Here is a 24851-nt window from a genome sequence, read left to right on the forward strand (position 1 = left end):
AAATATCCGATCGACGGAAATGCAGGTCCTTCGACTTCGCTTCACTGCGATTCGCTACGCTCAGGATGGCGGCGTGTAAATGGCTCTGAGGCGACTTCTGAGCGCCGGCACCACGGTTCGTTCAGTCGATGATTTTGGCGCCTTGAGCTTTCAGGCGTTGCAGGCCGTCTCTCATTTGCTGCAACTGCTCGGGCGAATGCCCTTGCCAGTTCGTCACCTCTCCCACGACACGCAGCGGATCGCGGGAGCGATAGGAGAGGGTTGGATTTCCGGGGAACTTCTTGTCGGTGAGGTTGGGGTCGTCGACGATGGGTCCAGTAGGCTCGACGAGGTAGATCCTCCCGCGTCCCTCGCCGGCAGCCAGTTCAGCGCCCCAGATGGCGGCATCGAGCGTGCCAGTACAGTAGACCCAGGACAGGGGTTTGCCGTCGCCGAAGTTCGAAGTGTACCCGGCTGTGATGAGATCTCCGTGCGTAAGATCTGCGCGGGTGCCGTGGAAGAACTGCTGACGGAACTTGCTGTCGGTGGTTGACATAGACCTGGTGCTTCCTCCCAATAGATGGCAATGCAAACTCGCATAATAGTGAGGAAGGACAAGGGCTTGCGGCAAGCCCCCGCATGTCTGGTAGCTTAAGAATGGGAGGAGGATTTTCCTTCCATCCTTTCGGCCCAAGCCGGGTCGGTTCTCCTTAAAAATCTTTGCTGAGGCCCAGATACACGTCTGCGCTGCCCAGCAACGGGCATTCCATCAAGATATTCTTCATGCGCCCGAAGTCGATCACACCTGTAGCTGCTTCAGGTATGGCACGCTGGCTTGCATTAAGGGGAGGTCCATTTCTACGAAGTAGTTTTGGATGCCGGCGGTTTTGGCGGCGGTGAAGATGCGCTTCCAGTCGAGGGAGTCCTGGCCGATGGGGACGATCTTCTTCTGTGTCGCTGACCAGCCCTGCGCGTGCATGGAGATGAAGCGGCCGGGGTAGCGGGTGAAGTAGTCGGCGGCGTCGAATCCGTATTGGATGTTGGAGACCTGGAACTGGAACTTCACGTAGCTGGGGTCGAGGAGCTCGAACAGCATGTCGTAGACCCGCTTGCCATCGACGGTGGAGCACTCAAAATCCTCATTGTGGAGGCCCTGGGTGATGCCGGCGGCGTGGGCGCGCTCGCCGATCTTGTTGTACTCGTCGGCGGCGCGCTTGACGTCGTCGGCGGTGGGGTTTTTGGGGCCGCCGAGACTGGCGACGAGCATCTGAGTGAGGCCAACTTCCTTGGCCCAGGCGATGCGGGCGGGCTGGTCCTTGCGGAGCTCGTCGAGGGAGAAGTGGCTGCTGACGGTGGTGAGGCCCGCGTCGTTGATGACTTTGCGGAGGTCGGCGCCGGAGTACTTCTGGAGGCCGCCGAAGCCCATGGTGGCGTAGCCGACGGGCGAGCAGAGCTCGATGGATTTGAATCCGGCGGCGGAGAGCTGCTTGAGGGTGCCGGGGAAGTCCTTGGCGATGAGCTGGCGGACGGGCCAGGTCTGGCAGCCGATGGGGAGGCCGAGGGGGTCGGCGTTAGCTGAGCGCGCGAAGGGCAGGATGGCGGCGGAGGCAGCTGCAGTCTGAAGGAATGTGCGGCGAGAGATAGAAGGCATCAGGAGGGCTCCATTAGATCGAGATGATTTTAGCGGAGTTGGCGGGATTGGCGGAGTTAGTAACAGGGCGGGTGGGGTTCGTGGTTTCCCACCCTTTCGCAAAAGCACGAAAGGGTGGGGCACGGTGGGGTTCAGCAAAATCGGATTGCTATCGCAACAAATGAACGGCATCCAACTCTGTATCTGCATTGGGGAGACGTGCGTTGCGGGGTTCGGGAGCACAGCGGAAGAATGACGGCATGGATGAGCCGCAGGCGCGATTGAACGCGGCGGACGACGCAGCGGCCAGTTCGGCAGAGGCGCGGGAGGACGGGTCGCGGGTGGGAGTGCGGGAGTTTCCGCCGCCGCGGCGGAAGGGCTTCTGGGGCCGGCACAGGTGGCTGCTGTGGGTCTGCATAGCGGCGGCGGTGGTTCTGGTGGCACTGACGGTAGCGCTGTCGATTGCGGCGCGGCGGTTTGAGCCGTTCCTGAAGGAGCGGGTGGTGGCGAGCCTGTCGGAACATTTCCATACCAGGGTGGAGCTGGACTCTCTGCATATAGCGGTGCGGCACGGCGAGCATGCGATGTTCGGGCTGTGGGCGACGGGGAAAGGATTGCGAATCTGGCCGCCAAATCCGGAGGGGGGATGGGATAGCGCGACGGCGTCGGCGGTGGCGAACGTGCCGCTGATTCGCCTGCAGGAGTTCAGCTTTCATGTTCCGCTGCGGTGGGAGCAGAGGCAGTTTTTGAAGATTCCGCAGGTGCGACTGAAGGGGCTGGAGGTGCATGTTCCGCCGCGGGCAAAGCGGAGTGAGGCGGCCGAGCCGCTGGAGGTTCGGGATGCGACACCTTCGGAGCCGAAGACTGAGCCGCTCTCGAATGTGGAGGTGGAGCGGATTGACTCAGAAGACGCGCTGGTGGTGATGGAGACGAACAAGCCAGACAAGATTCCGCTGACGTTTGCGGTGAAGCACCTGAAGTTGCGGCATGTGCGGGCGGGGCAGCCGATGGAATACCAGGCGGAGCTGACGAATCCGAAGCCGCCAGGGTTGATCAACGCGGAGGGCAAGTTTGGGCCGTGGGTGATGGACGATCCGGGGCAGAGTCCGGTGGAGGGCAAGTATCGCTTTCAGCATGCGGACCTGGGAGTGTTCAAGGGGATTGCGGGGATGCTGGCATCGAACGGGACGTATACGGGCACGCTGCACGATCTGAAAGTGGATGGCGAGACGGTGGTTCCGGACTTCAGGCTGACGCAGTTTGGCGGCAAGCTGCCTCTGCATACGCAGTTTCATGCGCGGGTGGATGGGACGAACGGCGATACGTGGCTGGACAGAGTGGACGCGGTGCTGGGCGCGACGCGCTTCACCACTTCGGGCAAGGTGGTGCGGGTGAGGGTGGACGCGGGGGGCAAGCCGGTGGCGGCGAATGCGACGGATGCCGCTGCGCAGCCAGGACACGTGATTGATGTGAAGGTGGATGTGCCGCATGGAAAGATGGATGATTTTCTGCGGCTGGTGAGCAAGTCCGGGAACCCGGCGATTACGGGTGTGGTGGAGACGAAGGCGACGCTGCATATTCCGCCGGGGGATGATCCGGTGAACAAGCGCATGAAGCTGGATGGATTTTTCAAGCTGGACAATGCGGTGTTCACGAGCGATAAGGCGCAGGGGAAGGTGCAGGAGTTGAGCTATCGGGCGCAGGGGCGTCCGGATGGGATGAAGTTTGCCGATCCCAAGACTTCGACGTGGGAGATGCAGGGGGATTTCCACGTGGCGAATGGGGTGATCGCGCTGCCGGACCTGGTATATGGCGTGCAGGGTGCGCAGGTGCAACTGCATGGGACCTACAACCTGGATGGCGAAGTGAGTATGGATGGGACGGCGCGCATGGACGCGACGGTTTCGCAGATGGTTGGGGGATGGAAGGGGTTCCTACTAAAGCCGGCGGATAGGTTCTTCAAGAAGGATGGCGCGGGGACGCAGGTGCCGATCCGCGTGCGGGGGACGCGGGATCAGCCGGATTTCAGTGTGGATTTTGGAAAGATGGGGAATGGGACGCATCCGGAGAGGCCGCAAGACAGCGGAGCTAGCGGAGTTAGCGGTGCTGGCGGAGCTAGGAACTGGTAGGGGGAGGGTCGCGCTCTTCTTCGGCAGGTTCCGGTTTGTAGATGACTGGCTCCCTATCCCATCCTCTCCAATAAACCAGGAGCCGACCGCACTGTGAGCATTTGAGCATGGGAAGAGTCGCTTGGTGAATCTCTTCTGCATCGACATTCCCGGAAAAGCGGTCGAATGCAGTGTCGGAAATAACTAGCCACTCAGAGGGATTGGGTATCTCGCTGAGCGAGATCACGTGCTCACATGAACAAAGCACCTTTGGCAGCGGATGTCCTGATTTCGTGACGAGTTTCAACTGTGGGCTTCGATGTCTTCAGCATAGACCGTAACCAGGCCGATGGTGTCATGGTCTGCGTTGAAGAGCTCCACTTCATATCCAGTTCGCTCAGGTGAGTCGTAGACCATTACGATGGTTCCCACAGTGCCCGCTTCGAAGGATTCGATGCGGCGAGTCAAGCGAACCACTTGGTATTCAGAGAACACGGTCTTCGAATGATAGTTCATGGGGAATCAGCCCATCCAAAAGCAACCGCAGATCCCTCAGCTGCGCCTCGGGATGACAGTGCCTCGAAGAGATGTGAGCGACCCGGAAATCTGTGCGAAGAACGGCGGCTCAGTGTGTTAGTTTGGCTGCGGAACCACGCTGCCGGAATTATGAGCGGCGGAAGCACCTGTGGTGCGCCCAACTGCGCCTTCGGCGCTAGAACAGCTTTTTGAGGAACGCTAATGCACTGGACCGGATTCGCTGCGAGGGGACTCGCGGGCACGATTCTCTCGTTGTCTCTTGTAAGCGCTGTGGCGACCGCCGCGGCGCAGGATTCCACGAACAAGCAGGACGCGGCAACGACATCGCAGAAGGGCGGCGATGAGTGGTGGCGGCATGCGGTGATCTATGAGATCTATCCGCGGAGCTTTCAGGATTCGAATGGCGATGGAGTCGGCGATATCAAGGGCATCACGTCGCGTCTGGATTATCTGAAAGACCTGGGCATCGATGCGATCTGGATTACGCCGATGTATCCGTCGCCGGGCGTGGATTATGGCTATGACATTTCGGATTACACGGCGATCGATCCCGAGTATGGGACGTTGGAGGATTTCGACAACCTGGTGGCGGAGGCGAAGAAGCGCGGCATTCGCATCCTGATGGACTACGTGATCAACCACACGTCGGACCAGCATCCGTGGTTTCTGGAGTCGCGGTCGTCGCGGGACAATCCCAAGCGCGACTGGTATGTGTGGAAGGATGGCAAAGGGGAGACTGCGACGGATAAGGGTCAGCCGCCGAACAACTGGCAGTCGTGGTTTGGGCACTCGGCGTGGCAGTGGGATGAGAAGACGCGGCAATACTACTACCACTACTTCTATGTTCAGCAGCCGGATTTGAACTGGCGCAATCCTGAAGTGCACAAGGCTATGGATGGGGTGCTGGATTTCTGGATGCAGAGGGGCGTGGCGGGGTTCCGGATTGATGCGGTGTCGCGGCTGTTCGAGGACCCGCAGTGGCGGGACGATCCGTATCTGCCGGGGATCAATGTGTACGGCGACCGCAATATCAAGCACCTGTACACGGACGATTTGCCCGAGGTGCATGACATTCTGAAGGAAGTGCGCAGCGTGGTGGACAAGTATCCGGGGGACCCGGTGCTGGTGACCGAGGCCGATGAGCCGAATATCGAGGCGCTGGCGAAGATGTATGGCAATGGCGATGAAGTGCAGTTGCCGATGGATTTCCAGATTGCCGATGTGAACGAGCTGAACGCGGCGCGGTTTCGGAAGCTGTTTAATGAGGTGGAGAACAACTCGGCGCATGGGCAGCCGGAGTATTTCTTTTCGAATCATGATCAGCCACGCCAGTGGGACCGCTATGGCGACGGCAGGCACAACGATCAGATTGCGAAGCTGATGGCGGTGCTGGAGCTGACGACGCGCGGGACGCCCCAGATGTACTATGGCGAGGAGCTGGGGATGCGCACGACCGATCCGGCTCGGATTGAGGATGTGCACGACCCGATCGGGAAGCTGGGGTGGCCGAAGGAGAAGGGCCGCGATGGCGAGCGCACTCCGATGCAGTGGGACGCGACGGCGCACGCGGGCTTTACGACGGGGACGAAGGCGTGGCTGCCGATTCCGCCGAGCGCGAAGCAGTACAACGTGAAGACAGAGACGAAGGATCCTAACTCGATTCTGAACACGTATAAAACGCTGCTGAACCTGCGCAAGACGAATGTGGCGCTGAGGGATGGCGAGCAGATCACCATCAACGAGGATGATCCGAACTTCTTCGCGTTTGTGCGCAAGAGCGGCGACGACGCGGTGGTGGTGGTTTTGAATATGAGCGGGCAGGAGCGGAGCATCCGGCTGGACGCGGCGAAACATGGGGTGCACGGGTTGCCGCTGCAGTATCTGTATGTGTCGGATTGCTGTAAACAGGAGGACCCGTACGTACTGCGGTTCCAGCCTTATGGGGCGCTGGTGGCGCGGCTTGTGCCCCTGGAGAGGCTGCGGATGCAGCAGAAGTGATACTCGCCTAAGGACTCGGTCTAATTCTATGGAGATCACCGACACGCAGTTAGCTAAGGTACGACAGATCGCCCAAACCGTCGTAGAAGGTGATATGGGCGCGGTAGAAGCCGCATACCTCCTGCTTCCGATCCTGCGCCGGTTCTCAGGGCTGGTAACGCAAGATGATCTGAATTTCGTAATCGCGATAGGGAGCGAGACCGATGACCTTCCGCTCGGGCCCGTTAGAGAACTCTGGGATCCGAACGTATTGATTGAGAAGGACCGCGAAATTGCGCGATGTGATGAACTTTGGAAAGACCAGTTTCGAGCGACTTGCGAACGGATTCAATCGCGCTTACTGCCCTCGTAATGGCTCTTCGCGGCGGCCCTAGGGGACGCGGATACGTTGGCGTAGCGTTCCCAGGACTGCGTCCTCGCCTCGCTCGGACTTGTCCTGGGCTACTTTCGTTCCACCCCTCCGGGGCGTAGAAGCTTCGGCATTAACAACCTGCGCCGAATGTGTTACTTTTCTCACCGAACACCGTTGCCGAATCCACGAGTAACGGGAACAGAGAGGCGCGGCTGAGGTACTCGGCTGGCGCCTTAAGGTAGGAGACCGCAATGCATTGGACCAAACGCATGGCGGCAGGCGCTTTGACCCTTAGTCTGGGGGTCGCGCTGGCCGCACGAGGGCAAGCCACGCCCGCATCCGACAATAAAGCCAGTCTCAGCAACTGGTGGAAGAACGCCGTCATTCTGGAGATCTATCCCCGCAGCTTCCAGGACTCAAACGGGGATGGGATCGGCGACCTGAACGGAATCACACAACGGCTGGATTATCTGAAGAGCCTGGGCGTGGATGCGATCTGGCTCACGCCAATCTATCCCTCGCCGCAGGTGGACTTCGGCTACGACATCTCGGATTACGAGGGGATCGATCCGCAGTACGGGACAATGGCGGATTTCGACAAGCTGATGGCCGAGGCCAACAAGCGCAATATCCGCGTGATTATGGACATGGTGATGAACCACTCGTCAGACAAGCACAAGTGGTTCATGGAGTCGCGGTCGTCGAAGAAGAATCCTTATCGCGACTGGTATGTGTGGAAGGACGGCAAGGGTGAGACGGCGACTTCGCAGGGCGAGGTGCCGAACAACTGGCGCTCGGACTTTGGCGGATCGGCGTGGGAGTGGGATCCGACGACGCGGCAGTACTGGTATCACAAGTTCTATACCGAGCAGCCGGACTTCAACTGGAACAATCCCAAGGTGCACCAGGCGTTCAAGGACATCATTGCGTTCTGGCTGAAGAAGGGCGTGGCGGGGTTCCGGTTCGATGCGATTACGACGCTGTTCGAAGATCCGCAGTGGCACGATGAGGATCCGGTGTTGGACAAGAACGGTCAGCCGGTGAAGGGCCCGGATGGCGAGGTAGAGCTGCAGGAGGCCCGAACCAATAATCTGCCGGAAGTGCACGACGTGATGAAGGAGATGCGCGCCTCGGCGGATAAAGGATTCAAGCCGATGACGTATCCCGGCACGCGCGTGTTTATCGGCGAGACGTATCTGCCGAATATCGGCGAGCTGGCCAAGCAGTATGGCACGGCAGACCGACCAGAATTCCACCTGCCGATGGATACCCAGATTCTGGGCATCAACAAGATGGATGCGGTTGCGTTCCGGTCGAAGCTGAATGACGTGGAGACGGGGATAGGCAATAACGTTCCGCTGCTGGTGTTCGATAACCATGACAATCCGCGCATTGACGCTCGCTATGGCGACGGCACGCACAACGAGGACATCGAGCGGGTGCTTGCGACGGTGTTGTTCGCGAGCAAGGGCACCTCGCTGTTCTACTACGGCGATGAGATCGGGATGAAAACGACTCCGCCGGAGCGCAAGGAAGATGTGAAGGACCCGGTGGGACGGCGGTATTGGCCGGCCTACAAGGGCCGCGACGGCGAGCGCACGCCGATGCAGTGGGACGATTCGGCCAATGCGGGCTTCACGACGGGCACGCCCTGGCTGCCGGTACCGCCGACGTACAAGACGGTAAATGTGAAGGCAGAGGACGGCAAGCCGGACTCGATGCTGACGTGGTATCAGAAGCTGATTGAACTGAAGAAGACGAACGCGGCGATGGGGCAGCAGGGCACGAATCTGATGCTCGACCAGAACAACAGCAAGGTTCTGAGCTGGCTTCGGCAAACACCCGACGGCAAGCAGGTGCTGGTGAGCTGCAACTTCTCGGCGGATCCGCAGACGGTGAATTTGTCGGGCGGCGGCGTGAAGGGAACGAAGGCAACGACGCTGCTGAAGTCGCCGAGCGGGTCGGAACCAAGCTCGCTGGATGCGGTGCAGTTGCCGGCGTTCGGGGTTTGGATTGGGGAAGTGCAGTGAGACAGGGAATAGGGAGTAGGCAGTAGGGAATAGGGAGTAGAAAACCTCTCTGATCCGGTGAGTGCTTTCCGCCGGCGATTCCGTTTGGGATCGCCGGTTTTGTTTTGGTCTATTTGAGAATGGCGGCGAGGGCTACGCCGAGGTCCGGATAGGCGAAGGTAAAGCCGGAAAGAGTGAGGCGGGTGGGGTGGACGCGAGCGCTGGCGAGGAGGGCTTCGTCGGCCATCTGCCGGAAAGCGGCGCGCAGGGCGAACGCAGGGACCGTGAACAGAGCCGGCCGATGGAGGGCTGCGGCCAGTGCGCGGGTGAAGGTGGCGTTGGTGACGGAATTGGGCGCGCAGAGGTTGAAGGGGCCGGCGAGGTCGGACGTGAGGAGGAAGCAGACGGCGGAGACGGCGTCGTCGAGGGCGATCCAGCTCATCCACTGGCGACCGGAGCCGAGCTTGCCGCCGAGACCGAGCCGGAAGAGGGGGAGCATTTTGGCGAGCGCGCCGCCACGGGCAAGGACTACGCCGAAACGCAAGTGCACGACGCGGATTCCGGCGCGGGTGGCAGGCTCGGCGGCTTCTTCCCACTCGCGGCAGAGCTCGGCCAGGAAGCCTGCACCCGGCTTGGAAGATTCGTCGAGGACTTCGTCTCCGCGGTCGCCGTAGATGCCTACGGCGGAGGCGACCAGGAGAACCGGCGGCGGTTGCGGCAAGGCGGCTAGCATCTCAGCCAGAGCACCGCTTGTCTTGACACGGCTGGACCACATCTCGCGGCGGTAGACGGGTGTCCAGCGCTGCGCGGCGACGTTGGCGCCGGAGAGATGGATGGCGGCGGTAAGGCCTTCGAGAGCGGTTAAGGATTCAATTGGCCGCTGCGCGGCGGGGTTCCACTCGAGCTCGCGGGGGCCGGCGGAGGGGCGGCGGACGAGTTGCACGATTTCTGCGCCGGAGCCGAGGAGCGAGGTGCGCAAGGCCGTACCCAGGAGGCCGGATGCGCCGCTCAGAAGTATCCTGTGGCCCGTGAGGCTGGATGGATCCATGCATCCAGCATCCACGTCGGGGGCGCAGGGGGTGGTGCATCTTTGATTGAAGGTTTGATCCCGCTTTGGTAACATGCGAATAGATTTTGATCTGGGCAACAGAGACAGCGGCAGCCCCCGCCGAAAGGTTCCCCATGAGCGATTCCTCGACCCTGCGCACTGAAGAGACCCAGAAGACCCAGGTCGACAGCGAGACGGCCGAGCGATTCATTGCCGAGAAGCATATTGGCGAACGGATCAAGCGGCTGCGGCTGAAGAAGTCGATGGGGCTGGTGGAGCTGGGCAGGCACACCGGACTCTCGGCGAGCTTTCTCTCGCAGCTGGAGACGGGGCGGGTGGTACCGACGCTGCGCAATCTCGCGCGCATTGCGATGGTGTTCTCGAAAGATCTGTCGTACTTCTTCGAGACAGAACCGCAGGCGATGTTCCGGGTGCACCGGCGCAAGGAGCGGGTGCGGATGCCGCAGACAGGCACCGACACGCCGGCATACTTTTTCGAGAGCCTGGGCTACATGGTTCCGGACCGGCACATGGATCCTTACTTCGCGGAGTTTGTGCCGCTGAGCCCGCAGCACGAGCCGAAGGCGCACATGCATCCGGGGTACGAGTTCCTATACGTGCTGGAAGGAGAGCTGACGCTGCACCATGGCGAGAACCGGTGCACGCTCGGGCCGGGCGATGCGGTGTATTTCGATTCGGCGACAGCGCACTCGTATTTCTGCCACGGGACAAAGTCAGCGAGCGCGCTGATTGTGACGATGCATCAGCCGCTGCCGCAGCCCTCGGCACAGACGCGCAATGCGTTTCCGCCAGGGATTCCGCGGCCCACCGCATTGCCGAGCAATGCGCCTGGGATACACGAGCGGCGCTGAGCAGGCTACGAAAGCGCCGAGGGCGCATCCAACGAGCTAGATGACATTGCATGGTGCGAGTGCGCTCCAATAACGAGCGCGGAAGAGAGCACTGCGCGGCGGTTCCGTCTGGTGTAAATGACGGAATCGTCAAGATGTTTGGCTAGCAAAGAACCGTAGCATTTATATAGAAGCTGGCGCGCGGTAACGGGCCGGGTGGAGGGCGTTTGCAGCGAGACGGAGTTGGATACAGACGGCTTCCTCTGTTCTGGTTTGTATTGACCGTCGTTACATTTTCGTCGCTGGCAGTGATTGGCCAGCGGCTGGATCTGAAGCGCAAGCCGGACGTCAGCAACGGCAAGCGTGTTTACAACAGCGGGTGCAACACCTGCCACGGCGAGACCGGTAAAGGGGCGCCGCAGACGAGCACGGTGTTCAATCGTCCGAACACGTTTCCTGATTTCACCGTCTGCAGCCAGACCACACCGGAAGCAGATATGCAGTGGAAGGGCGTGGTGGTGCACGGGGGACCTTACAAGGGCTTCTCGACGATCATGCCGACGTTCGGGCAACTGCTCTCAGAAAACGATATCGACGATGTGATCGCGTATATGCGGACGTTCTGCGATGCGCGAGGGTGGCCGCGCGGCGAGTTGAACCTGCCGCGGGCGCTGGTGACGGAGAAGGCATTTCCTGAGAACGAGCTGGTGATCTCGACGAGCGCGAATGCGACAGGCGCGCCCTCGTGGGAGACACATGCGATTCACGAGCAGGCGTTCGGCAAGCGCGATCAGCTTGAAGTGGATGTGCCGTGGGTGCTTCAAGACGTGAATCACAGCCTGGAGAGCCACACGGGCGACATGACGATCGGGCTGAAGCACGTGATGTTCTCGAGCCTGAAGACGGGATCCATCCTGAGCCTGCAGGGGGGAGTGCTTCCACCCACCGGCAGCACGAAGCTGGGGGGCGCCGGCACAACGGTCTTCGAGCCGTTCGCGGCCTTCGATCAGTTGTGGCGGACGAATACGTGGGTGCAATTCCAGATGGGCGCGGACCTGCCGGTGGATACGAAGAAGTCGCCGCAGAGCATGTTCTGGTACACGGCGCTGGGGCAGACGATAGCGCAGGACAAGCGGCTGGGAAGGCAGTGGTCGCCGATGGTGGAGTTTCTGGCCAACCGCGATCTTGTGGACGGCGCGAAGACGGACTGGGACGTGCTGCCGGAGATGCAGGTGACGCTGAGCCCCCGGCAGCACATTCGCGCGGACATTGGCGTGCGCACGCCGTTCACCAACACAGCCGGAAGGAATCCGCAGGTGCAGTTTTACATTCTGTGGGACTGGGCTGACGGGAAGTTCTGGGAGGGCTGGTGAGGGCGGCGCGGTTGGGATTGTTGTTGGGCGCGATGGCATCGCTGGGGGGAGCCGCGCTGCTGGGGTCGGGCGGAGTGCAGGCGGCTTCGGACGCGCATTCGAAGCCGGAGGAGGAATTCCGCACGTCGGACCGTTGCGTGGCATGCCACAACGGGCTGAAGACGTCGCAGGGCGAGGACATCTCGATCGGCTTTCAGTGGCGGGCGAGCGTGATGGCGAACGCGGGGCGCGACCCCTATTGGCAGGGCAGTGTGCGCAGGGAGACGATCGATCATCCTGAGTCTTCCCTCGAGATCCAGAACGAATGCTCGACGTGCCATATGCCGATGCAGCACTTGGCTGATCGTGACGTGGGCGTGAAGACGGACGTGCTGTCGCGGCTTCCCTTCTCCGCGGAGAAGGATCACTTCAAGGCCTACAAGGATGGCGTGTCTTGCTCAGTGTGCCACCAGGTGGAAGCCAAGGGGCTGGGAACCCAAGAGACGTTCAACGGGAACGTGGCTGTGGCGGCGCCCGCGGACAAGGCCCATCGGCAGGAGTATGGGCCGTTCGACGTGGATGCGGGACACCAGCGCGTTATGCAGTCATCGACCAAGGGCTTTGTTCCGACGGAGGCTGCGCATATTCGCGATTCAGGGCTGTGCGGAAGCTGCCACACGCTGTACACGATTGCACGCGGGCCTGGTGGCAAGGAGATCGGGAAGCTTCCGGAGCAGATGCCGTTTCTGGAATGGCAGCACAGCGATTACTACAATCGCGAATCGTGCCAGAGCTGTCACATGCCCGAAGTGACGGAGCCGACGCGGATCACGGCCGTGTTCGGGCCGGAGCGCACGGGGATGCATCGGCATGTGTTTGTGGGCGGGAATGTTCTGCTGCCGCAGGTACTGAATGAGCATCGCGATGAACTGGATGTGCAGGCGCTGCCGGAGGAATTGAAGGACGCGACCGATCGCACGACGGAGTTCCTGAAGACGCGGTCGGCGCGCGTGAGCATTGCCGATGTGCAGGAGAACGCAGGCGACGTGCAGTTTGCTGTGCGCGTGGAGAATCTGACGGGACACAAGCTGCCCACGGCGTATCCTTCGCGGCGAGCCTGGCTGCACGTTGTGGTGCGCGATGCGGCGGGTAAAGTGGTGTTCGAGTCAGGCACGCTGCGGCCGGATGGGTCGATTGCGGGCAACGATAACGATGCGGATCCGAAGCGGTTTGAACCGCACTATACCGAGATCACGAAGCAGGACCAGGTTCAGATTTTCGAGCCGATCCTGAAAGACCTGAATGGGAACGTGACCACGGGGCTGATCGCGGCTGTGGGATATCTGAAGGACAATCGGATTCTGCCGTCGGGGTTCGACAAGAAGTCTGCGGCTGCCGATGTGGCGGTGGTGGGCGGTGCGGCGGAGGATGCGAACTTTGCGGGAGGCGCGAGCTTGACGCGCTATGTTGTGCCGGCGGCTAACGCGCAGGGTCCGTTCAGGATTGAAGCGGAGCTCTGGTATCAGCCGGTGGGGTTCCGCTGGGCGCATAACCTGGAGCCGTATCAAGCCGCGGAGCCCCAGAGATGGGTGAAGTATTACGAGGAGAATGCGGCGCAGAATGCGGTGGTGCTGGGGAGAGCGGAGCGATAGCGCTGAGGGCTTTGAACAGCAGAGCTTAGAAGCAAGGACAAAAGCGGGTTCTTCCCCTTCGTTGCACTCAGGGTCAGAACGACAAATCTGTGGGGAGATGAAGATCAAGGCAAAGGCTTCCCGGTTGGGAAGCCCTTTGTAGTTCTGCTGCTGCTCTTTAGCGGCGGCCCTGGATGGTGGGCGGGGTTTTACCCAGCTTCTTGGCTGCTCGCTTGGCGGCGATGGCGTGCATCTCCTTGCCGATGTGCGACTGGTTGATAGAGAGCTGAATGGCAAGGTTGATGAGGTTGCCCGTGCACCAGTAGAGCGCGAGGCCCGAAGCATATTGCCATAACGTGAAGCCGAAGATGACCGGCATCATGATGGCCATCATGCGGCGCTGGTTGGGGTCCATACCTGGCGACGGCGTGATGAACTGCGTGAGGAACATGGTGACGATGATGATGATGGGCAGGATGTGCAGCGGGTCGGGCGCGGACAGATCATGCAGCCATCCCCAGCTCGCCTGCCGCAGTTCCACGGTGTTCTGGAGCACGCGGAAGTAGGCGAAGAAGAGCGGCATCTGGATGATGAGCGGAAGGCAGCCGCCGTACATGTTGACGCCCTCGGTCTTATAGAGGGCCATCATCTCGGCGTTCATCTCGGCGCGCTTGGGATCAGTGGCCTTGAGGTGGGCGAACTTGCGCTTGATTGCCTCCACCTTGGGCTGAATGCGCATCATCTTCAGCGATGACTTCATCATCATGAGACGCGTGGGCAACAGGATCATGTTGAACAGCGCGGTGATGATGATGATGGCCCATCCCCAATTGGGGACGCCGTGCTCGTAGAGGAAGTGCAAGGCGAGAAAGAGCGGCTTGGCGATGATGCCGAGCCACGATCCGAACTGGATCAGGTGCTCGAGGGTCGGACCGGTCTGCTGGCCGTCGGCGCCGATGGAGTGAATCTTGGAAACGATATCCATCTGCTTGGGGCCGGCGTAGAGGCGGAGGCGCGTGTAGCCGCTGGTGTCTCCGACAGCGACGCCGATGATGTCGGCGGGTTTCTTCTCGCTGTTGGGATTCGATGGATCGGTGGGCAGGTCGACTGCATTGTGAAACGTGACCACCGTTGCGCGCGCGGGCACGTCGGGCATGAAGGCCGCTGCGAAGTAGAGGTCAGATGCGGCGGCGTATTGGTATTCGCCGTCGAGCGTGGCGTTGTTCGAGACCTTGCGGGCGTCGAGCGTGTCCTGCTTGTTGCCAAGCGACCAGGCGAACTGCGACGGGGTGCGTGAGAGGCCGGGGATGCTGCTGCGGCCCTGGAACTCTTCCATATCGCCAAGGCCAGCGGGCCAGGCAAGGAGAGCGCGCACCGGTTCGCCGTTGCGGCGGACCTGGAGTTCGGCAGTGACAACATGACTCCCGTCAAAGTGGAAGGTCTTCACCACATCGACACCGTTCTGCGCGTAATGGAATGTAAGCGTGTTGGGCGCCTGGAGGGTTCCGGTGGCGGAGGCCTGGTAGAGCGCCTGGTTCAACTGCGAGTTGAGGGCGGGCTCATAGGTAAAGAGCGAGAGTGGGAAGCCGAAGCGGATGGAAGCCTGCTGCTGCACCATGTCGAGCTGATGCTTCTGGATGGAGTCCTTGTAGTGGGGATTCTTCAGGATCCAGTGCTTGACGAGCGCGCCGCGATTGGAGAAGACGATGCGGAAGTCCGCGTTTTCGACGGTGGTCTCCGTCTCAGAGGAAGCTACGACGGCGGGCGTTGCCGAAGGAGCCTGCGGCTGGGCTGCGGCGGGCTGCGCCGCTGCCGCGGCTGGGGAAGTACCCTGAGTGCCGGCATTCGGTTGGGCGGCCTGCTGCTGTGTTTGCTGCGCAGGCGCGGGGGTGGAACTGGGCTTCTGGAAATACTGGAATCCGAGGATAACGGCGAGGCCGACAAACATCATGACGAGGAGCGACTGCATGTTGCCGCCACCGCCGCCGCTGTTACCGGAGCCGGGACCACCCTGCGACTGCAGATTAGGATTTTGGAATTCGGGCAAAGGTTACGTCCTGTCTTTCAAGCACGCGGCAGAGGCGAAATCTGCCGCTGTTTCTATGGTAAAGGTTCGTGGGCGGTGTGCCGGTGCGATGCGGGAACGGGCACCTGGTCGAGTCCGCCGCGGCTGAAGGGGTGACAACGCAAGAGGCGCCATGCAGCGAGCGCTGATCCGCGCAGAGGTCCGTGCAGGACGATGGCGCGGGCGGCGTACTCGGAACACGTGGGTAGGAATTTGCATCCGCCGACACCGAGCGAGTGCACGGCCGGCGAGAGCCATCTCTGGTAAAACGCGAGCAGTGCGAGCAGGATGCGGGTCATTGCGAAGGCGCGGGCTGGCGTTTGCGCTGAGACTCAGTCCGTGCCTGAGTAAGGATACGCACGAGCTCGGCTTCGAGTTTCGTGAACTCGATGGTGAGCACTGTACGGCGGGGATGGAAGATGAGGTCGACGCCGTGCGGGATGAGATCGAGGTGGCGGCGCAGGGCCTCGCGCATGCGGCGCTTGATGCGATTGCGCTCGTGGGCCTTGCCGAGGACCTTACCTGCGGTGAGGCCTATGCGGGGGTGACCATCCGGAGACTCGGGCTGCGGAGCCATGAACCAGCTCATGGAACTGGACTGGCGTTTGCGGCCGGCGGCGGTGTAGGCACGCTGGTAGTCGGCATGCTTGCGCAGACGCGCGCCCGCGAGCGATTGCTTTGGCTCAGCAGCGTTGGCAGGGGTGGTCATGGTGAAGCCGGAAGGGTTGGCCGAATACCCTGGGGAAATGCGGGCTTCGGCCCCTTGATGAGGCGCGAACTAGTCGCGGTAGCCGGCGCTGACAGCGACGCGCTTGCGGCCCGCGGCACGGCGGCGGCTAAGCACGGCGGCGCCGCTCTTGGTCTTCATGCGGGCACGGAAGCCGTGGGTCTTCACGCGGCGGTGGCGGTTAGGTTGAAATGTGCGCTTGGGCATGGAAAATGCGCTCCTCTATCCTGACTAGTTTCTGAGCCTTGACGGCAAGATTCAAGTATATCGTAGAAGGCGTTTCGAATCCAGTCGGAGGCGCACGAGGCTTGGTATTTGCACTGGAGCAACCATGTGCAAATGAGGGGTGTCCAATGAGACAATCGAGCATCACGTGAGGCGGTAATTGGTGACTCCAGTCACTTGCAATCGCCACTTTCACCACCTATGGTGCAATGAAAAAATGGCACGTGAAAGATGTATGAATGAGGCGTTGCAAGGCGGTCCAAATGTGCTACCATCGGGACCGTTCAACAAAAGTTTCTAGCGTCCCACGAAACGAAATTTGTCCACCGCCCCCGGAGCTCACAGCGCAAGGGGCAGATCAACGGCCGAAACACCAAAAGCAGTAGATAACTGACGGGAAGCAATATCTCCCGCCTCTGCAGGGGTGTTGTCTAAAGACGATTGGGCGAACCGTTTTAAAGGGACCACGCAAGGATTGCATCGATGGCATTTGCAATGACGCCGGCCTCCACGGCACTCAACCCCTGGCTTCAGATTCTCGCCGCTCTCGAGAAAAAGGTAATCCGCCAGTCGTTCGAAACCTGGCTAAAACCTACGCGCTACAGTCATGCGGCAGGACGCATTCTCTATGTGAGGGTGCCCGCGCCGGAGTTCCGGCACATCGGCGACAAGTATGGCGATCTCATTCAGGAAGCGATTGATACGCAGAGCCTGGAATTCGATGAAGTATGTTTTGTAACCATGGAGGAGGACCCTTCGGTTCCTCCGCAGCGGAAGGATGGCGGCTTCGGGCCGGTTCCATCGCACGCGCCCACAGCTCCGCCGCCGGCACCGGCGCAGCGCAACGCGCCTGAGCAGTCGCGCTTCGACTGGTCGACCGCCGCGCAGCTGAACCAGCGCTACACGTTCGATAATTTCGTGATCGGCAACGGCAACCAGTTCGCACGCGCCGCTGCATTGGCGGTGGCAGAGCGTCCCTCGCGCGCCTACAATCCGCTGTTCCTGTACGGTGGCGTCGGCATGGGCAAGACGCACCTGATGCACGCGATTGGGCACGAGGTGAAGCGGCGCAATCCTGCGTCGGTGATTTCGTACGTTTCGGCTGAGAAGTTCACCAACGAGATGATTACGTCGCTGCGCAACGACCGCATGACCAGCTTCCGCGATCGCTTCCGCTCGGTGGACGTGCTGCTCATCGACGATATTCAGTTCATCGCGCAGAAGGAACGCACGCAGGAAGAGTTCTTCCATACGTTCAACGCGCTGCACGAAAGCATGCGCCAGATCGTGATTGCGTCGGATCGTCCGCCGAAGGAACTGGCTGAAATTGAGGATCGGCTGCGCTCGCGGTTCGAGTGGGGCCTGATTGCGGACATCCAGCCGCCCGATCTGGAAACCAAAGTCGCCATCCTGCAGAAGAAGGCCGAGTCAGAGCAGGTTGTGCTGCCAACTGACGTGGCACTCTTCATCGCCTCCAACGTCCGCACCAACGTGCGCGAGCTCGAGGGCGCGCTGGTGCGCTTGATTGCCTGGTGCCAGCTGAACCACGTGGAGATCACGCTTTCAGCCACGCAGCAGTGCCTGAAACAGTTCATCGATATGCAAGTGCGCAAGGTTACGATTGAAGCCATTCAGCGCGCTGTGGCCGAGCAGTTCGGCATGCGGGTCGCTGACCTGAAGCAGAAGAACAACTCGCGCCAGGTAGTGGTGCCGCGGCAGATTGCGATGTATCTCGCCAAGCAGATGACGGAGGCGAGCCTGCCGGAGATTGGGCGCCAGTTCGGCAACAAGCACCACACCACGGTGATGCACTCGATTGGCAAGATCGACGAGCAGCGGCGCACCGACAAGGACCTGCACCGGATGCTCAACAAGCTGCAGGAAACGCTGAACGGATAATCGCGCTGTAAACGCAACGCAAACACGAAGGCCGCGGAGATAAACCGCGGCCTTCGGTGTTTATTGGCGCTGCAAGATGGCCCTCCTGCCAGCATTTCTGGCTTCCCACCCTTGCGGCAGAAAAAAGCCGCAAGGATGGGGCACGGCAGGTCTGCAGCGGCAGCCCGCTCTGCGAATGCTCAAGCAGCCTTGGGCATGAGGCGCAGTTCCTCGCAGCGGTCGCAGTTGCCGCAGGGGCCGGCGTAGTCGTCGCCGAAGTAGCGGAGCAGATACTCGCGGCGACAGGAGCGCCATTCCGCGTAGCTCTGCATCTTCTGCAGGCGCTGCTTGCGCAGATCCTTCTGGAACTTCTGATTTTCCGCTGCAGCCTCGATTACCTGCGACAGCGGGCGGCTGCTGGTCGCTTCATAGTCGCCGTTGTCGAGATGGCGAATGGCCTCTGTCTCCTCAAGCCTGTGCAGCAGTCCGACGAGCTTGCGCGCGTTGATGCCAGTCTCGAGGACGATCTCATCGCGGGTCATGGGGCCTCTCATCGCGATGAGCGTGTTGTAGACGGACTCGAGGCCTTCGGAGTCGACGTGCGCCGGTCCGGTTTTGAATTGCTGTGCGGAGATGTCCTGGGGACGATAGAAGAGCACGGCTTCGGCTTCTTCTCCGTCGCGGCCGGCGCGCCCGATCTCCTGGTAGTAGGCGTCCAGCGAGTCGCTGACGTCGGCATGAAAGACGAAGCGGATGTCCGGCTTGTCGACGCCCATCCCGAATGCATTGGTGGCGACGATGACTGGAACTTCGCCGTTCATGAACTTGTTCTGTATCTCTTCGCGCTGCTTCGCTTTGAGGCCGCCGTGATAACAGAGCGCGTCTACGCCCATTCGTTGCAGATCAGCGGCAATGTCTTCGGCGTGCTTGTGGGTCGAAACGTAGACGATACCGGGCTTCTCTGCGAACTCGACACGGCGCAGCAAGGAAGCACACTTCTCGTCTTTATTCGAGAAAAGGTCGACGCGCAGCGAGATGTTAGGCCGATCAAATCCGTGCACGAAGACGCGCGGATTCTGCAGGCCGAGACGTTCGATAATTTCGCCGCGCACTTCGCGCGAAGCCGTCGCGGTCATGGCCAACACGAGGGGATGATCGAGCGCTTCAATGACCTGACACAGGCCGAGATAGTCGGGACGGAAGTCATGACCCCACTGGCTGATGCAGTGCGCTTCATCAATAGCGATGAGCGAGACGTTGGCGGCGCGCAGGCGTTCGATGGTTTCGGGCTTGCGAAGCTGCTCGGGGGCTAGGAAGATGTATTGCACCTTTCCCTGCTCGATGCGGTCGAGGACTTCGCGCTGTTCGCTAGCTGACAGAGTGGAATTGACCACGGCGGTAGCCTCGAGCCGGCTGGCTTCGATGGCATCGGCCTGGTCTTTCTGCAATGCGATGAGCGGCGAGACTATGACTGTGGCACCCTCAAGCAGCGCACCGGCGATCTGGTAGACGGCGGATTTGCCGGAGCCCGTGGGTTGCACGAGCACGGTGTCGCGGCCCTCAAGCAGCGACTGGATGGCGTCATGCTGACCAGGACGAAGCGACTGGAATCCGAGGAGCTTTCTGGCCGCGCCTGCGATATCAATAACGTTCCGATTGGTTTTGGACATATGGGTTAGGGGTCCGAATGCGCTCTGGTCCCGGCCGGAACACCCATTCAGGACTGCTTCAGACACTTGATACGACGCAGAATCCTCGGCAGATGCTGCTTTACATTTGAGAAATAAGCAATTTGCAAGTTATGAGACGGATGCATAGCGGACAATGGGGGCCTACCGATGGTGTGACGGGCGCCATTCAGAGCCGGATCAAGGCACTTCTATACTGGGAGACGATGACCACGCAAAAAGCAGCTCCCGTCCACACGCGATCGCAGGAACTTCAGCAGCGCGCAGAGCGCTATTTTCCCGGCGGAGTGAATTCGCCGGTGCGGGCGTTTCGCGCGGTGGGAGGGCACCCGCCGTTTCTGGAGAGCGCGGAGGGCGCGTACCTGACCGATGCGGACGGCAACCGGTACATCGACTACTTCGGATCGTGGGGACCGATGATCCTGGGCCACGCGTTTCCGCCGGTTGTGGAGGCGATCGAACGAGCGGCGCGCAAGTCGGCGAGCTTTGGGGCGTCGACCGCCGCCGAGGCGGAGCTGGCCGAGCGCGTGGTGTCGTGCTATCCCAAGCTGGAGAAGCTGCGGTTCGTGTCGTCGGGCACCGAAGCGACCATGTCGGCCATTCGGCTGGCGCGCGCCGCGACGGATCGCAAGCTGATTGTGAAGTTTGAAGGCTGCTATCACGGACATGCGGATGGCCTGCTGGTCAAGGCAGGATCGGGCGTGGCGACGTTCGGGATTCCAGGCTCGGCAGGAGTGCCGGACCAGATTGCACACCTCACGCTGGCTCTGCCCTACAACGACCTGGTCGCCGTGGAAGCGGCCTTTGCGGCGCATCCAGGCGAGATCGCAGCGGTGATCCTGGAGCCGGCTGTGGGCAACGCGGGCTGTATTCCGCCTGTGGACGGGTACCTTGAAGGGCTGCGCGCGATTACGCGGCGCGAAGGCGCTCTGCTGATTGCGGATGAGGTGATGACGGGCTTCCGGGTGGCGCTGGGTGGGGCCGTCGAGCGCTACGGCATGGACCCCGATCTGATTACGCTGGGCAAGATTGTAGGCGGCGGGCTGCCCGTTGGCGTGTTCGGCGGCAAGCGTGAGTACATGGACCTGCTGGCTCCGCTGGGGCCGGTTTATCAGGCGGGCACGCTGAGTGGGAATCCTCTGGCCATGGCGGCGGGATTGGCGACCATGGACTATCTGCAGGAGCATGCGGGCGAGATCTATCCGCGGATTGAGGCGACAGCAAAGGCGGTTGCGGAGGGCGTTGCCGCGGAGGCCAAGAAGGCGGGCGTGCCGTTAACCACGAATCGCGTGGGCGCCATGTGGACCTGGTTCTTCACTCCGGGGACCGTGACGGATTACGAGTCCGCGGCGAAGTCTGATACCGCAATGTTCGGGCGATTTCATAACTCCATGCTGGAGCAGGGCGTATGGCTGCCGCCCAGCCAGTTCGAAGCGGCGTTCCTGGGAACCGCGCACGGAGAGGCCGAGGTGAAGGCGACGATCGAGGCGGCGGGTGAGGCGTTCAAGGCTGCGCTGGGGCTCTAGCGGGTGCTCACGGAGACGGGCTTAGGTCCCCATTGCAGGTACTCGGCAGTGACGAAGCGGCGCACGCCGATGAAGCGTTTGATGAGCTTTTCGGCGGCCTCAACTGAGGGCCCGCGGTCGGCAGCAGGGTCCAGGTGCCCGCCGTCGTGCAGGACAATCGTGGCTGAACGACCGCGCCGGCCCAGGGAGTCGACCTTGTCGCCGAGCCGCTCGGCGATGTCATCAGCCGAGGGGTCCTTCCAATCATTCGTCATTGCATTCCAGAGCACAGGAGACATTCCGAGTTCGCGCGCTTGACTGAGCACGAAGGGACGCCGCGCGCCGAACGGCGGACGGAAGTAGCGAATCCGCGAGCCGGTGATCTGCTCGAGCATGTGCTTGGACTGGTAGAGTTCCTCGCGAATCTTCTTCCGTCCCGCGAGCGCAAGGTTGGGGTGCGACCACGAGTGGCTGCCGATGATGTGGCCTGAATCAGCGATGTAGCGTGTGAGATAAGGCTCGGCCTCAGCGTATTTCCCGACCAGAAAAAACGTCGCCTTGATTCGGTGCGACGCCAGCATCTCGAGCAGCTTCGGCGTCCAGATGGGATTAGGACCGTCGTCAAACGTAAGCGCAATTTCGCCAATGCGTTCGGGGGCGATCAGCGTCGGGCCAAAGATCTGCGACTGTGGGTAGAGGGCCGCGTAGCTCCAGCCGCCTGCGGCGAGCCCCAGGGCCGCGGCCGCACCGGCGCCCTCGGCTATAAGTCGTACTGATTCTGAAAGCATTGCTGCTAGTAGTTTGCGGCGATTGGGTGCTCGCCTGCAACTCCTCCGGGGCGACATCGCATTTTGCTCGGTAATACGGCGGCGGAAAGGAGAAACTTGGACCGCCGGCACACAATCTGACATCCGATTCATACAGCGGGTGTACACTCGCGGTACGGGCCGTATCCTGACCACGCGGAGCGGCACTGGAGGGCAGCATGAGCCTGACAAACTTCCCCGCTGGGAATTCTCCCAGCACTCCCGTAGTCAAAGTAACCATGCCGGCGCTGAGCGAGATGAAGCGCCAGGGCAAGCCCATCTCCGCGCTTACGGCCTATGACTACGCGACCTCGCGGCTGGTAGACGAAAGCGGCATCGACCTGATCCTCGTCGGCGACTCGCTGGCGCAGGTGGTACTGGGGCACGACAACACTCTCGCCGTCACCGTGGACGAGATGCTGCATCACACGCGCGCCGTGCGGCGGGCGGTTCGGCGTGCGCTGGTGGTTGCGGATATGCCGTTCGGCAGCTATCACGGCGCAGTGAGTGAAGGGGTGTCCAACGCCGTGCGCTTCATTAAAGAGGCGGGTGCCGAGGCGGTGAAGATCGAGGGGCCGCGCACTGAGCTGGTGCGCGCGCTCACGGATTCCGAAATTCCGGTTGTGGGGCACCTGGGCCTGACGCCGCAGAGCGTGCACCGCATGGGTGGCTATCGCGTGCAGGGCAAGACCGCCGAGGCAGCCGAGCGGCTTCGAGCCGACTCGCATGCGCTGGCTGAGGCCGGCGCGGCGCTGCTCGTGCTCGAAGGGGTTCCGCGCGAAGTGGCTGCGCAGATCACGGCTGAGTTGGAGATTCCGACCATCGGGATTGGCGCCGGACCGGATTGCGACGGGCAGATCCTGGTATTCCACGACCTGGTAAACATGACCTTTGCGCCGCCTGCGAAATTCGTACGGCGTTATGCCGATGTGTCTGGGCTGATTCGTGGGGCGGTGGAGCATTATCGCGAAGACGTGGAGCGCCGTGCGTTTCCGTCGGATGAGGAGAGCTATCATCTGCCGGCCAAGACGCGCGAGGCCATTGAAGACAGGAAGCTACGCCGAGCCTGATGAAGATTCTCCGAACCGTGCAGGAGCTGCGCGCGTGGTCGCGCGCAAATCGCAAAGAAGGCAAGACGATCGGGCTGGTGCCTACCATGGGCGCGCTCCACGCGGGTCACGCATCGCTGATCAAAGCGGCGCGGGAGCGCTGCGATGCGGTTGCCGTCACAATCTTCGTTAATCCCACGCAATTCGGGCCCAACGAGGATTTCGCGAAATATCCGCGGACGTTTGACGCGGACTGCGCGCTGGCTGAGCGGCTAGGCGCGGATGTGGTGTTTGCGCCGGCTGTCGATGAGCTATACCCCGACGGTGCGATGACGTTTGTGGATGTGGAAGGATTGAGCGGGCGGCTCGATGGGGCTTCGCGGCCGGGGCACTTTCGCGGCGTGGCGACGGTCGTGACGAAGCTGTTCGTCGCGGCTGAAGCGGATTTGGCGTTCTTCGGGCAGAAGGACGCGGCGCAGGTTGCCGTGCTGCGGCGTATGACGGCGGATCTGCGGCTGGCGACCGAGATTGTGGTTTGCCCCATTGTGCGTGAGGCCGACGGCCTGGCGCTCAGCTCGCGCAATGTGTATCTGAGCGCGCAGCAGCGACATCAGGCATTAGCGCTGAGCCGCGCCATTGGGACGGTGGAGTCGCTGGTGGGTCACGGACAGCATAATGTCGCCACGTTGATCGAGGCGGCGGAGGCGGTCTTCGGCGCGGAGCCGGACATTCGCGTTGACTACATCACTTGCGTGGACTGGGCTACCCTGGAGCCGGTGGAGACCGCCGCGCCGGGTACGCTGTTTGCGGTTGCGGCATGGGTGGGTGAGACGCGGCTGATCGATAACACGATCCTCAGCTGAGCTGGGCCAAGCCCGCCGTTGCTGCGATAGACTGTTCGTTTTAATCACATGTACACCGTCGATCAACTCGACTCTGTAGTAGAACTCGACAATGTCCCGCAGTCTTCCGTGGGAGCACCACTGCCCATGATCCTCTGCGGAGAGCATTTCCTTCACCTTGCTTATCTCCTCCAAGCGACTCCAAAGAATTGGGATGGTAGGACCGTTCGCATCGTGAGCGAAGAGACTGAGGGAGAACCGTGCGCACTCGTGAAGTTCGACGGGGAGATCTCACATATGTTTGGGCCTCCCAACGATGAGGCATTCGCCGGTCATCCGCTTGCCTCGCGCGGACTGAGGCCATATGGTGTCTTTGAGATCAAAAACTCATCCTGGATACGTCAATTGGAAAGGATGAACTCGGTCCACCCCTACCACGCTCGCGTTGCAGAACGATACAGTCGATATCGCCACCTTATTTTCGCGTTTCATGACACTACGTTTGAGTGTGTGGCCATGGGGTTCAGTATCTCGATTCATCAGGGTAGTATCTCCTCGGTACTGCGCGATT

Annotated in this window: 21 protein-coding genes; 11 read left to right on the forward strand and 10 right to left on the reverse strand. The window is 61.2% G+C overall.

Annotated elements, in window-relative coordinates; translation table 11 throughout:
• Nucleotides 1–121: 121 nt before the first annotated feature.
• Together arr and MOP44_RS02845 are read right to left on the reverse strand one after the other, a co-directional pair.
• Entirely contained in the window at nucleotides 122–535 is a 414-nt protein-coding gene (arr, locus tag MOP44_RS02840; protein ID WP_260794386.1) for an NAD(+)--rifampin ADP-ribosyltransferase, read from the reverse strand.
• A 243-nt stretch (nucleotides 536–778) separates the two neighbouring features.
• Entirely contained in the window at nucleotides 779–1630 is an 852-nt protein-coding gene (locus MOP44_RS02845; protein WP_260794387.1) for a sugar phosphate isomerase/epimerase family protein, read from the reverse strand.
• Nucleotides 1631–1833: 203 nt separating this feature from the next.
• Here MOP44_RS02845 and MOP44_RS02850 point away from each other — a divergent pair, with 203 nt between their 5' ends.
• Nucleotides 1834–3738 carry an AsmA-like C-terminal region-containing protein gene (locus tag MOP44_RS02850; RefSeq protein ID WP_260794388.1) on the forward strand — a complete coding sequence of 635 codons (1905 nt, stop codon included), beginning with the start codon at nucleotides 1834–1836 and terminating at the stop codon, nucleotides 3736–3738.
• A gap of 282 nt (nucleotides 3739–4020) precedes the next feature.
• Here the strand turns inward: MOP44_RS02850 and MOP44_RS02855 are convergent, their stop codons facing one another.
• Nucleotides 4021–4233: a DUF4926 domain-containing protein gene (locus MOP44_RS02855; RefSeq protein WP_260794389.1), complete on the reverse strand. Its 213-nt coding sequence runs from the start codon at nucleotides 4231–4233 to the stop codon at nucleotides 4021–4023.
• Nucleotides 4234–4455: 222 nt separating this feature from the next.
• On the opposite strand from MOP44_RS02855, the gene MOP44_RS02860 reads away from it, so the two are divergent.
• The 3 genes from MOP44_RS02860 to MOP44_RS02870 all read left to right on the forward strand — a co-directional run bounded on the left by MOP44_RS02860 (nucleotide 4456) and on the right by MOP44_RS02870 (nucleotide 8634).
• Nucleotides 4456–6252, forward strand: coding sequence for a glycoside hydrolase family 13 protein (locus MOP44_RS02860; protein WP_260794390.1), 1797 nt, complete (start codon nucleotides 4456–4458; stop codon nucleotides 6250–6252).
• A 28-nt stretch (nucleotides 6253–6280) separates the two neighbouring features.
• Nucleotides 6281–6604, forward strand: coding sequence for a hypothetical protein (locus MOP44_RS02865; protein ID WP_260794391.1), 324 nt, complete (start codon nucleotides 6281–6283; stop codon nucleotides 6602–6604).
• Between the two features lie 251 nt (nucleotides 6605–6855).
• A complete protein-coding gene (locus MOP44_RS02870; RefSeq protein ID WP_260794392.1) occupies nucleotides 6856–8634 on the forward strand; it encodes a glycoside hydrolase family 13 protein in 1779 nt (592 codons plus the stop codon).
• Nucleotides 8635–8743: 109 nt separating this feature from the next.
• Here the strand turns inward: MOP44_RS02870 and MOP44_RS02875 are convergent, their stop codons facing one another.
• Nucleotides 8744–9661: a TIGR01777 family oxidoreductase gene (locus tag MOP44_RS02875; RefSeq protein ID WP_260794393.1), complete on the reverse strand. Its 918-nt coding sequence runs from the start codon at nucleotides 9659–9661 to the stop codon at nucleotides 8744–8746.
• Nucleotides 9662–9795: 134 nt separating this feature from the next.
• Between MOP44_RS02875 and MOP44_RS02880 the strand changes: the two genes are divergently transcribed.
• The 3 genes from MOP44_RS02880 (at nucleotide 9796) to MOP44_RS02890 (ending at nucleotide 13516) form a co-directional block, all read left to right on the forward strand.
• A complete protein-coding gene (locus MOP44_RS02880) occupies nucleotides 9796–10533 on the forward strand; it encodes a helix-turn-helix domain-containing protein (protein ID WP_260794394.1) in 738 nt (245 codons plus the stop codon).
• Nucleotides 10534–10739: 206 nt separating this feature from the next.
• Nucleotides 10740–11885, forward strand: coding sequence for a c-type cytochrome (locus tag MOP44_RS02885; protein ID WP_260794395.1), 1146 nt, complete (start codon nucleotides 10740–10742; stop codon nucleotides 11883–11885).
• A complete protein-coding gene (locus MOP44_RS02890; protein WP_260794396.1) occupies nucleotides 11882–13516 on the forward strand; it encodes a hypothetical protein in 1635 nt (544 codons plus the stop codon). The genes MOP44_RS02885 and MOP44_RS02890 overlap by 4 nt, the downstream gene beginning before the upstream one ends.
• A 157-nt stretch (nucleotides 13517–13673) precedes the next feature.
• On the opposite strand, the gene yidC is transcribed toward MOP44_RS02890, so the two are convergent.
• From yidC to rpmH, 4 genes are all read right to left on the reverse strand, one after another.
• Complete coding sequence (yidC, locus tag MOP44_RS02895) at nucleotides 13674–15542, reverse strand: membrane protein insertase YidC (RefSeq protein WP_260794397.1); 1869 nt, start codon at nucleotides 15540–15542, stop codon at nucleotides 13674–13676.
• Nucleotides 15543–15595: 53 nt separating this feature from the next.
• Nucleotides 15596–15859: a membrane protein insertion efficiency factor YidD gene (gene yidD / locus MOP44_RS02900; protein ID WP_260794398.1), complete on the reverse strand. Its 264-nt coding sequence runs from the start codon at nucleotides 15857–15859 to the stop codon at nucleotides 15596–15598.
• Nucleotides 15856–16269 (reverse strand): ribonuclease P protein component, encoded by a 414-nt coding sequence (gene rnpA / locus MOP44_RS02905; RefSeq protein WP_260794399.1) that lies wholly within the window; start codon nucleotides 16267–16269, stop codon nucleotides 15856–15858. Before rnpA ends, yidD begins: the two co-directional genes overlap by 4 nt.
• A 69-nt stretch (nucleotides 16270–16338) precedes the next feature.
• Nucleotides 16339–16494 (reverse strand): 50S ribosomal protein L34, encoded by a 156-nt coding sequence (rpmH, locus tag MOP44_RS02910; protein WP_260794400.1) that lies wholly within the window; start codon nucleotides 16492–16494, stop codon nucleotides 16339–16341.
• 501 nt (nucleotides 16495–16995) lie between these two features.
• Between rpmH and dnaA the strand changes: the two genes are divergently transcribed.
• The gene (gene dnaA / locus MOP44_RS02915) at nucleotides 16996–18411 is read left to right on the forward strand and encodes a chromosomal replication initiator protein DnaA (protein ID WP_260794401.1); all 1416 of its coding nucleotides are present in this window, start codon (nucleotides 16996–16998) and stop codon (nucleotides 18409–18411) included.
• 179 nt (nucleotides 18412–18590) lie between these two features.
• Here dnaA and MOP44_RS02920 read toward each other — a convergent pair whose 3' ends face one another.
• A complete protein-coding gene (locus tag MOP44_RS02920; protein WP_260794402.1) occupies nucleotides 18591–20060 on the reverse strand; it encodes a RecQ family ATP-dependent DNA helicase in 1470 nt (489 codons plus the stop codon).
• Nucleotides 20061–20284: 224 nt separating this feature from the next.
• Here MOP44_RS02920 and hemL point away from each other — a divergent pair, with 224 nt between their 5' ends.
• Nucleotides 20285–21604: a glutamate-1-semialdehyde 2,1-aminomutase gene (gene hemL, locus MOP44_RS02925; protein ID WP_260794403.1), complete on the forward strand. Its 1320-nt coding sequence runs from the start codon at nucleotides 20285–20287 to the stop codon at nucleotides 21602–21604.
• Here hemL and MOP44_RS02930 read toward each other — a convergent pair.
• Nucleotides 21601–22371, reverse strand: a complete 771-nt coding sequence (locus tag MOP44_RS02930; protein ID WP_260794404.1) for a polysaccharide deacetylase family protein — start codon at nucleotides 22369–22371, stop codon at nucleotides 21601–21603. The two genes, hemL and MOP44_RS02930, sit on opposite strands and share 4 nt — an antisense overlap.
• Before the next feature lie 197 nt (nucleotides 22372–22568).
• Here MOP44_RS02930 and panB point away from each other — a divergent pair, with 197 nt between their 5' ends.
• Together panB and panC are read left to right on the forward strand one after the other, a co-directional pair.
• Nucleotides 22569–23459 carry a 3-methyl-2-oxobutanoate hydroxymethyltransferase gene (panB, locus tag MOP44_RS02935; protein WP_260794405.1) on the forward strand — a complete coding sequence of 297 codons (891 nt, stop codon included), beginning with the start codon at nucleotides 22569–22571 and terminating at the stop codon, nucleotides 23457–23459.
• Nucleotides 23459–24301: a pantoate--beta-alanine ligase gene (gene panC, locus MOP44_RS02940; protein WP_260794406.1), complete on the forward strand. Its 843-nt coding sequence runs from the start codon at nucleotides 23459–23461 to the stop codon at nucleotides 24299–24301. Before panB ends, panC begins: the two co-directional genes overlap by 1 nt.
• The last annotated feature ends 550 nt before the right edge of the window (nucleotides 24302–24851 follow it).

Origin of the sequence: Occallatibacter riparius (assembly GCF_025264625.1) — a bacterium.
GTDB lineage: Bacteria > Acidobacteriota > Terriglobia > Terriglobales > Acidobacteriaceae > Telmatobacter > Telmatobacter riparius.

Bases quoted from the DNA above. Each gene is read 5' to 3' on its own strand.
- MOP44_RS02920 (WP_260794402.1), bottom strand. From the start codon at position 20,060: ATGTCCAAAACCAATCGGAACGTTATTGATATCGCAGGCGCGGCCAGA.
- MOP44_RS02930 (WP_260794404.1), bottom strand. From the start codon at position 22,371: ATGCTTTCAGAATCAGTACGACTTATAGCCGAGGGCGCCGGTGCGGCC.
- MOP44_RS02845 (WP_260794387.1), bottom strand. From the start codon at position 1,630: ATGCCTTCTATCTCTCGCCGCACATTCCTTCAGACTGCAGCTGCCTCC.
- dnaA (WP_260794401.1), top strand. From the start codon at position 16,996: ATGGCATTTGCAATGACGCCGGCCTCCACGGCACTCAACCCCTGGCTT.
- arr (WP_260794386.1), bottom strand. From the start codon at position 535: ATGTCAACCACCGACAGCAAGTTCCGTCAGCAGTTCTTCCACGGCACC.
- rnpA (WP_260794399.1), bottom strand. From the start codon at position 16,269: ATGACCACCCCTGCCAACGCTGCTGAGCCAAAGCAATCGCTCGCGGGC.
- rpmH (WP_260794400.1), bottom strand. From the start codon at position 16,494: ATGCCCAAGCGCACATTTCAACCTAACCGCCACCGCCGCGTGAAGACC.
- hemL (WP_260794403.1), top strand. From the start codon at position 20,285: ATGACCACGCAAAAAGCAGCTCCCGTCCACACGCGATCGCAGGAACTT.
- yidD (WP_260794398.1), bottom strand. From the start codon at position 15,859: ATGACCCGCATCCTGCTCGCACTGCTCGCGTTTTACCAGAGATGGCTC.
- MOP44_RS02875 (WP_260794393.1), bottom strand. From the start codon at position 9,661: ATGGATCCATCCAGCCTCACGGGCCACAGGATACTTCTGAGCGGCGCA.
- panB (WP_260794405.1), top strand. From the start codon at position 22,569: ATGAGCCTGACAAACTTCCCCGCTGGGAATTCTCCCAGCACTCCCGTA.
- MOP44_RS02880 (WP_260794394.1), top strand. From the start codon at position 9,796: ATGAGCGATTCCTCGACCCTGCGCACTGAAGAGACCCAGAAGACCCAG.
- MOP44_RS02870 (WP_260794392.1), top strand. From the start codon at position 6,856: ATGCATTGGACCAAACGCATGGCGGCAGGCGCTTTGACCCTTAGTCTG.
- panC (WP_260794406.1), top strand. From the start codon at position 23,459: ATGAAGATTCTCCGAACCGTGCAGGAGCTGCGCGCGTGGTCGCGCGCA.
- MOP44_RS02855 (WP_260794389.1), bottom strand. From the start codon at position 4,233: ATGAACTATCATTCGAAGACCGTGTTCTCTGAATACCAAGTGGTTCGC.
- MOP44_RS02860 (WP_260794390.1), top strand. From the start codon at position 4,456: ATGCACTGGACCGGATTCGCTGCGAGGGGACTCGCGGGCACGATTCTC.
- MOP44_RS02865 (WP_260794391.1), top strand. From the start codon at position 6,281: ATGGAGATCACCGACACGCAGTTAGCTAAGGTACGACAGATCGCCCAA.